This is a genomic window from Nocardiopsis synnemataformans (assembly GCF_965343085.1).
Lineage (GTDB): Bacteria > Actinomycetota > Actinomycetes > Streptosporangiales > Streptosporangiaceae > Nocardiopsis > Nocardiopsis alborubida.
On record NZ_CBDRFA010000158.1, the window covers coordinates 1 to 2,704 of the forward strand.

Sequence of the window (2,704 nt, forward strand, 5' to 3'; positions counted from 1 at the left end):
CCCGCGGGCCCAGCTGCGCCGGTCCCGTCAGGAGAAGTCCGCCTAGCAGCGTCCTCCCGGACCCCCACACGAAGCTCCGCGCACACGAGTCCTCCGCGCGTACGACGGGTCCGGCAGTGCCTTGGCGGGGCCCGCCCCCGCGCTCCGGCGGTTCGCCCGCCCGGACGACGAGGCCCAGCACACGCGAGGGGGCGCCCCGACCGGGGCGCCCCCTCGCGTGTGCCCGGGACCGCTACTCGTTCTCCGCGGCGGCGGGGGAGCAGCGCGGGCCCGCCGGGCCTAACCCTCCAGGGCCTGCTCCATGCGCGCGATGTCGGCCTTCTGCTCGGCGATCACGTCGTTGGCCATGCGCATCACCGTCTGGTCCTTGCCCTCGGAGAGCACGTCCTCGGCCATGGTGACCGCGCCCTCGTGGTGGGCGGTCATCAGCTCCACGAAGAGGCGGTCGAACTCGTCGCCCTCGGCCGCCGCCAGCTGCTCCAGTTCCTCCTCGGTGGCCATGCCCGGCATGTCGCCGTGGTCGACCTCCAGTTCGCACGTGGGCACGTCACCGCTCTCGTCGTGATGGGTACCGTCCCCCTCCAGTCCGCAGAAGTTCTGGTGCGCCGGGTTCTCCCTGGCCGGGCCGAAGATGTTCTCCTCCAGCCAGCTCTCCATGGCGGTGATCTCCGGGCCCTGGGCATCGGCGATGCGGTCGGCGATGAGCTCGATGTCCTCGCGCTCGTGGCGCTCGGGCACCAGGTCGGTCATCTCCAAGGCCTGCGAGTGGTGCTCGATCATCATCACCAGGTAGGTGACGTCGGCCTCGTTGTGGCCCTGCTCCTCGGCGAGGGCGGCGATCTGGTCGGCGGTGGCGGGGGAGGACGACTCCCCGGGCGCGCCGGGGGCGATGACGTTGGCCGACTCCTGCTCCTGCCCGTCCCCGTCACCCGTACAGGCTGAGGCTCCGAGCAGGGCGAGAGCGGTTCCGGCCGCGAGTACCAGGCGACGCACGAGGTGTCCTCCGATGGGGTGGGGCTGCGGACGGGGCCGCTGTGCCGGTGGGCGTTGTGCCTTGGGGCAACGTCCTGCGGGCTTTCTTACTCACTCGACGGGTGTTCTGTCCAGCCCCGGGCGCGGGTTGGTGCTATCTCGTTCAACTTCGCGGTGTCGGGCGCGGAAGACGGGACGCCCGTCGCCCTGAGGACTTCTGTGTGCTTTTGATCTCTTGAAGTATTAGATGTCCGGTCTCGGCGTTTCGTCTGGTTATTACCAATGGAGAGGAGTACAACCCATAGTAGTCAGTTGGATGCTTTGTGTATTTCCGGGAGGTGTGCGGTGGTGTCGGAGACGCGAAGGCACGCGAACGGACTGCGCTGGGGGACGCTCGGAACGGCACCCCTCCTGGTCACCGCCCTCCTGGCCGTTCCGGGGGCGAGGGCCGACGGGGTGAGCACCGGTGGGGGCGTCGTGCACGTGGCCAACCTGCCCAGACCGGAGGGCCTGGACGGCGCCGCGTCCTACAACACCGACCTGGCCTTCAGCGGTGACCACGCCATCGGCGGCAACTACGACGGCTTCGTCGTCTACGACATCTCCGATCCGGAGAACCCGAGCCGGGTGTCCACGGTCGTGTGCCCCGGGAGCCAGGGCGACGTGTCGGTCAGCGGCGACCTGCTCTACCTCTCGGTGGACTACCCGCGCGCCAGCAGCGAGTGCGGCGCCCCCTCGGTGTCGGCCACCGATCCGGACGGTTTCGAGGGGATCCGGATCTTCGACATCTCCGACAAGGCCAACCCGCGGTACGTGTCGGCGGTGCGCACCGACTGCGGCTCGCACACCAACACCCTGGTGCCGGGCGAGGACGGCGAGCGCGACTACGTGTACGTCTCCTCGTACTCGCCCTCGGAGGACTTCCCGAACTGCCAGCCGCCGCACGACAGGATCTCCGTCGTCGAGGTGCCTCTGGCGGACCCGGCCTCGGCCCGGGTGGTCAGCGAGCCGGTGCTGCTGCCGGACGGGGGCCACGGGACCACCACCGGCTGCCACGACATCACCGCCTACCCCGAGCGGGACCTGGCCGCCGCGGCCTGCCTGGGGGACGGCCTGCTGCTCGACATCACCGACCCGGTCAACCCGGTGGTGATCGAGCGCGTGAGCGACCCCAACTTCGCGTTCTGGCACTCGGCGACCTTCACCAACGACGCCCGCACCGTGATCTTCACCGACGAGCTCGGCGGCGGGCACGCGGCCACCTGCGACACCGAGACGGGGCCCGAACGGGGAGCCGACGCGATCTACTCGCTGGAGCAGAGCGGGGCGGACCCGAGGCTCGAATTTCGGAGCTACTACAAACTGCCTCGTCACCAGACCGAAACTGAGAACTGTGTGGCGCACAACGGCTCGCTGATTCCGGTGCCCGGCCAGGACTACTTCGTGCAGTCCTGGTACCAGGGAGGAGTCTCGGTCATCGACCTCAACGACCCGGCCGATCCGCGGGAGATCGGCCACTTCGACCGCGGTCCCTGGAACCCCGACGCCCTGACGACGGCGGGCTCGTGGTCGGCCTACTACTACAACGGCTACGTCTACTCCTCCGACATCATGCGCGGGCTCGACGTGCTCCGGCTCACCGACTCCCGTCTGGCCGGGGCGGAGGAGGTGCGGATGGAGGAGTTCAACCCGCAGTCGCAGCCGTCCCCGCCCTCCGGCTGAGCCGTCGGGG

General features: G+C 69.7%; 2 protein-coding genes. One reads left to right on the forward strand and one right to left on the reverse strand.

All coding sequences use genetic code 11. From position 1 onward, the window contains the following. Positions 1-279 precede the first annotated feature (279 nt). A complete protein-coding gene (locus tag ACSIH6_RS39205; protein WP_435113933.1) occupies positions 280-993 on the reverse strand; it encodes a DUF305 domain-containing protein in 714 nt (237 codons plus the stop codon). A gap of 324 nt (positions 994-1,317) precedes the next feature. Between ACSIH6_RS39205 and ACSIH6_RS39210 the strand changes: the two genes are divergently transcribed. Then, entirely contained in the window at positions 1,318-2,694 is a 1,377-nt protein-coding gene (locus ACSIH6_RS39210) for an LVIVD repeat-containing protein (protein ID WP_435113935.1), read from the forward strand. Positions 2,695-2,704: the final 10 nt, after the last annotated feature.